The 5,477-nt window shown below is 68.7% G+C and carries 4 protein-coding genes; 1 reads left to right on the top strand and 3 read right to left on the bottom strand.

Annotation, left to right across the window (positions count from 1 at the left end):
• Nucleotides 1-166: 166 nt before the first annotated feature.
• A complete protein-coding gene (locus ABTZ89_RS35050; RefSeq protein WP_351053051.1) occupies nucleotides 167-727 on the bottom strand; it encodes a TIGR03086 family metal-binding protein in 561 nt (186 codons plus the stop codon).
• 251 nt (nucleotides 728-978) lie between these two features.
• Here ABTZ89_RS35050 and ABTZ89_RS35055 point away from each other — a divergent pair, with 251 nt between their 5' ends.
• The gene (locus ABTZ89_RS35055) at nucleotides 979-2,454 is read left to right on the top strand and encodes a peptide MFS transporter (RefSeq protein WP_270954620.1); all 1,476 of its coding nucleotides are present in this window, start codon (nucleotides 979-981) and stop codon (nucleotides 2,452-2,454) included.
• 284 nt (nucleotides 2,455-2,738) lie between these two features.
• On the opposite strand, the gene ABTZ89_RS35060 is transcribed toward ABTZ89_RS35055, so the two are convergent.
• Complete coding sequence (locus tag ABTZ89_RS35060) at nucleotides 2,739-4,253, bottom strand: alpha/beta hydrolase (protein WP_351053055.1); 1,515 nt, start codon at nucleotides 4,251-4,253, stop codon at nucleotides 2,739-2,741.
• Between the two features lie 105 nt (nucleotides 4,254-4,358).
• Nucleotides 4,359-5,477, bottom strand: a 1,119-nt coding sequence (locus tag ABTZ89_RS35065) for an FUSC family protein (protein ID WP_351053058.1), incomplete at its 5' end; no start/stop codon positions are given.

Genomic DNA, 5,477 nt, shown 5'->3' on the forward strand with positions numbered 1-5,477 from the left:
GTGGCCGCATGAGAACTGGGAAACGCCGGGACAACAACCCGGCTCGGTACTACCCCCGTCGGGGGATTGTGCCGCAGGCACTGAAGCCGTCACTCCTCGAAAAGGGAAAGATACGAGCCCGATTGTACCGTGATCGATTGCGCGGCAAGGAGAACAGCAAGCACCGTCACGCCCGGCCGAGCAGCGCGAGCAGCCTCGTCTGCTGGTCGGCGCCCAGCGGGACGTCACGCGGTGGGGCGAAGATGCCCAGGTCCTGCCAAGCCGACACCTGCGGGGCGAGCACGGTGTACAAGTCCGCCACCAGCTCGGGGTTCAGCTGCTCATCAGCGCCGATGCCGCGGGCCAGGTCCCAGGCGTGCACCGCCAGATCGGCGGTCATCTGCCAGCCGTAGTCCTCGGCCGGGATGACTCCGCCGGTGACGTGCACCTCACCGCTGGTCGCGCCCGGCGCGTCCCAAGCCCGCCGCGCCGCGTCGGCGGCTCGGGTCCACGCCTTGATCGGATCGTTGCCCAGCACGTCCCCGTCGAAGCGGTCGCCGACCTCGTCGAGGGTGGCGCCGTCGAGCAACCACGGTGCCCACAGCTGTTCGCCGACGAGGTGATTCAGCAGGTCACGGACGTTCCACTCGGAGCACGGCGTAGGGTTGTCCCATTGCTCCGCTTCGATGCGTTGCACCCGAGCGTCGAATTCCGCCATCGCGGTGCGGTGAGCTGCCAACAGCTGCACGATTCCTCCTGGGGCCGCAGTGTGAATCAGGTCACCACAACGTTCTCAGATGTTGGCTGACCTGCAGCTGACGGCCCCGAGCATGGCTCGACCGCCGTCGATGCGTCGTGCGCGACGAGGCGGGTTTACGCCCCGGTGGTCTGGGCCACTTCGGGGAGTCGTAACCTGCCGAGCAGTTTCTACGCGCCGGTAACCACCGGCTGGCACAACCGAAGGCGGCCACACCGCCTGGTCAACGAGAGGACGTGATCGTGAGTTCACCCACGGTTGCGGACGCACCGCAGAAGGGGTTCTTCGGACACCCGCGCGGCCTGTCGACGCTGTTCTTCACCGAGATGTGGGAGCGCTTCTCCTACTACGGGATGCGGGCGATCCTCGCCTACTTCCTGTACGCCTCGATCGCCGACGGCGGTTTGGCAATCCCGGAATCCACCGCGCTGTCGGTGGTCGGCGTCTACGGCGCCTCGGTGTACATGACGGGTGTGGTCGGCGGGTGGCTGGCCGACCGCGTGATGGGCTCGCAGGCCGCGGTGTTCTACGGCGGCGTGGTCATCATGCTCGGCCACATCTGCCTGGCCCTGCCCGGTGGCGTGGCCACGGTGGTGCTCGGCCTGGTGCTGCTGGTCATCGGCACCGGCCTGCTCAAGCCGAACGTGTCGGGCCTGGTCGGCGGCCTCTACAGCGACGACGACGTCCGTCGCGACGCCGGCTTCTCGATCTACTACATGGGCATCAACCTGGGTGGCTTCCTCGCCCCGTTCGTCGCGGGCACGCTCGGTGAGCGGGTCGGCTGGCACTGGGGCTTCGGCGCCGCTGCGGTGGGTATGGCGATCGGCCTGATCCAGTACTCGCTGGGCCGCAAGAACCTCGGTTCGGCCGGGCTCAAGCCGGTCAACCCGCTGCCCGCGGAGCACAAGGGCCGCGTGCTGGGCCGCGCGATCGGCATCGCCGTGCTGTTCGTCGTGGTGCTCGGCGGCCTGTCGGTGAGCGGTGTCATGGGCCTGGGCGGCCTGGTCAACGTCGTCAGCATCATCTCCGCGGTGCTGCCGATCGCCTACTTCGCGGTGATGCTGTCCAGCAAGCAGATCACCAAGGTCGAGCGGGACCGGCTGATCGCCTACATCCCGCTGTTCCTGGCCACCGCGCTGTTCTTCCTGCTGTTCGAGCAGCAGCCGAACACCCTGGCCAACCTGGCCGAGGCGGACACCGAGCTGAACGTGCTCGGGTTCGAGGTGCCGGCTTCCTGGTTCCAGTCCATCAACTCGCTGGCGATCATCATCCTGGCGCCGGTGGTGGCCGCGCTGTGGATGAAGCTGGGCAGCCGCCAGCCCTCCACCCCGCAGAAGTTCGTCGGCGGCCTGTTCTTCGTCGGCGTCGCGTTCCTGTGGGTCGTGCTGTCGAAGGTCGTCGTCGGCGACGGCAAGCACCTGCCGCTGATGCTGGCGCTGGTGTTCGTGATCATGACCGTCGGTGAGCTGCTGCTCTCCCCGGTGGGCCTGTCGGCCAGCACCAAGCTGGCGCCGAAGGTCTTCGCCTCCCAGACCATGGGCCTGTACTTCCTGGCCCCGGCGATGGGCCAGGGCCTGGGCGCCCAGGTGGTGAAGCTCTACTCGGTGGACAACCAGCAGATCTACTTCGGCATCGTCGGCCTGGCCACCATCGGCTGCGCAGCCCTGCTGCTCGTGTTCGCCAAGAGCATCAAGAGCAAGATGCACGGCGTTCTTTAAGACTGGTCTGAAGCGCTCACTCTGCTTATCGGTGCGGGTGGCGGAACCTCAGCGCCCGCCTGGTCTCCGGGTGCCCGACTTTGTGTATGCGCCAATACACGGCAGTCGGGCCGTCATCGCCAGGCGAACGCTGAGAACCCGCGGCGGTGCAAGTTGCGAGGGTGGGCTATTCGCCTGGCGGCGAATACAAGCAAAAGATCAAAAAAGCAGGTTGCAGACGTGCACTGAGTCGTTCGCCTGCAGGGGAAGGCCGGGTCCGGGGTCGGGCCCGGCCTTCCGCGCGTTCACGGCAGGTCGAGGGTCTTCTGCTGGGTCGCCGGGGCCTTCGGGTCCGGTGCCGGGTGGCCGGGGACCTCCACGTCGTCGGGCGGCAGCGTCCCGTTGACGAGGTAGTCGGTGCCGATGCGGTCCGCTTCGGCGTTGCCGGCCAGCGCCCACACCCCGTGCTTGCCCGCGTCCCGCTCGGTGACCATCACCGAGGACGGCAGCGAGCGGTGCATCTCCAGCGCGCCCTCGTACGGGGTGGCCACGTCGTGCTCGGAGTTGAACAGCAGGACCGGCGGCAGGCCGTCACCGGTGATCTTCAGCGGCTCCTGCCGGGGCGCTTGCCAGAACCGGCAGGGCGCCACGGTCCAGCTGTTGTACCAAGCGGCCAGCGGGTAGTCCTTCGCCAACCGCTCGGAGTCGCGCTCCCACTCGCGCTGGCGGGTCGGCCACGGCGCATCCGCGCACTCCACCGCGTTGTAGATGGCGTTGCCGTTCTCCGCCAGCTCGTCCTTGGGCTCGACCTGGTCGGCGAGCTTCTTGTCGTCGTTGCGGAGGTGGAAGTCGGCCAGCCCCTCGGCCAGCGGCTTCCAGGAAGTCTCGCCGTAGAGCGCGTTAAAGGCGAGGTCGATGAACTCCGCGGGCCCGAGCTTGCCGCGGGGCGCCTTGCGCAGCTCGGCCTGCACGCCGTCCCACGCCGCCTGCACCTGACGGCGTTCGGTGCCCAGGTGGAAGACGTCGTCGTGCTGGGCGATCCAGTCGAAGTACAGCCCGAGCCGCTCCTGGGCGGCGATGTCCTGGTTGAGGTTGTTGCGGTACCAGATCTCCGAGGTGTCCGGGTTGACCATGCTGTCCAAGATCATCCGGTCCACGTGCTGCGGGAACAGCTGCCCGTACACCGCGCCCAGGTAGGTGCCGTAGGAGTAGCCGAGGTAGCTGATCTTCTGCTCGCCGAGCGCTTCCCGGATCCGGTCCACGTCGCGAGCGTTGGTCGGCGTGTTGAGGTGCGGCAGGTACTTCCCGGCGCGCTGCTGGCAGCCGTCGGCGTACTGCTGGGCGCGCTGCCAGTTCTGCTCGCGGGCCTGCGGGGCGTCCGGGTCGGGCAGCGGGGTCTTCCAGTAGGTGCCCGGGTCGACGCAGCTGATCGGGGTGCTGTGCGCGACGTTGCGGGTGTCGAAGCCGATCAGGTCGTAGCTGTCGAGCACCGCGGCGGGCAGCTTGGCGGCCAGCGATCCGGCGAAGCCGACCCCCGGTCCGCCGGGGCCGCCTGGATTGATCAGCAGCGATCCGCGGCGGGCCTCGGGTTTGCGCGCGGGCTGCTTGGAGACCAGCAGCTTCAGCTGCTCACCGGACGGGTCGCGGTAGTCCAGCGGGACCTGCAGCTCGGCGCACTGCAGTTGCGGGTAGGGCTTGCTGACGTCTTCCGGGCACGGCCCGAACTGCAGGCCCGGCGCGGCCTGCGCGGTCGACCCGGTGACTGCTGTGCTGGCGAGCACCGCGGCACCGGCCAGACCGAGCGCGAACGAGCGCTTCACTGGAGTTCTCCTCACGGAGCGGAATCGGACTGATCCGGAGCGTATTCGATCAGCCGCTACCGGGTCCGGCGAACCCCGCCGTTCGGGTTGTACCAGAGGTGTTCATCAGACGCGTTGTTCTGCTGCGGTGCCGAGTTCGCGGGCCAGGTCCTCGATGATCTGGGTGGTGCGGTCGAGCCAGCGGATCGTGCGGTGCAGCGAGGTCGGGCCGTCGGTGAGCGACTCGGCGATGTCGTGCAGCGAATCGGCCGTGACGTGCGCGGAATCCATCGCCGAGGTGAAGTCCGCTTGCGCTTCGCCGGTCATCGACTCCACCGCGTCGGCCAGCGCCCACAGCAGCTCGGACAGGCGGGTGCGGGTGTCCTCGTCGACCATGTCCGCGGTCGCCGACAGCGCCACCGCCAGGTTGCGCACGTAGTAGGCGCAGCCGCTGATCATCGTCACGGTCCGCTGCACCTGGCTGCGGCGGGACCGCAGCCGGTAGAACGTCAGCGGCCGGGTGCTGCGGACGACCTGCTGCAGGCCGTCGTCGAGCTCGCGCATCGACTCCTGCAGGCCGGTGACCTCGCCCCGCTCGCTGATCTCGGTCCCGGTGCCGCGCAGGAAGTCCCGCAGCGCCAGCAGGAAGTCCTCCGTGTTGGTGCGCACCAGCGACCGCGTGCGGGTGGGCAGGACGAACACCGCGGCCAGCACGCCGGCGCTGGCTCCGACGGCGGTCTCCCACAGCCGGGTCTCCAGCACGGAGGCGTCGAAGGTGCCGAGCATGCCGTAGAGGGCGCCGAGCAGCGTGGTGATGAAGAACGTCATCGCCGCGTAGGAGAACCCGGCGAAGTAGAAGCCGAGGAACACGCAGACCAGGATCATGCCGATCTCGGCGGCCAGGTTCCCGGAGATCTGCGCGGCGACCAGGATCCCGGCCACCACGCCCAGCACCGTGCCCGCGGTGCGCTGCCACGCCCGCACCAGCAGTTCGCCGCGGCTGTTGGTGCTGATGAACACCACGAACGCGGTGATCACCGCCCAGTACCACCGGTTCGGCGAGACCAGCTGGCCGAGCACGATGGCCAGCGCCGCCGCGCAGGTGACCTGGACGGCCATCCGCACTTCCGGGCGCTGCAGCCCGGTTTCGGCCGGTTCCGCGGGTTCGGCGTCCGAGTCCGCGGCGGGCTCGGGTTCGGGCTCGGCGCGGTCTTCGGCGAGCTCGCCGGTGGCGTCGGACAGCTC

The sequence above is a fragment of the Saccharopolyspora sp. NPDC002686 genome, from assembly GCF_040295745.1.
GTDB classification, from domain to species: domain Bacteria; phylum Actinomycetota; class Actinomycetes; order Mycobacteriales; family Pseudonocardiaceae; genus Saccharopolyspora; species Saccharopolyspora oryzae.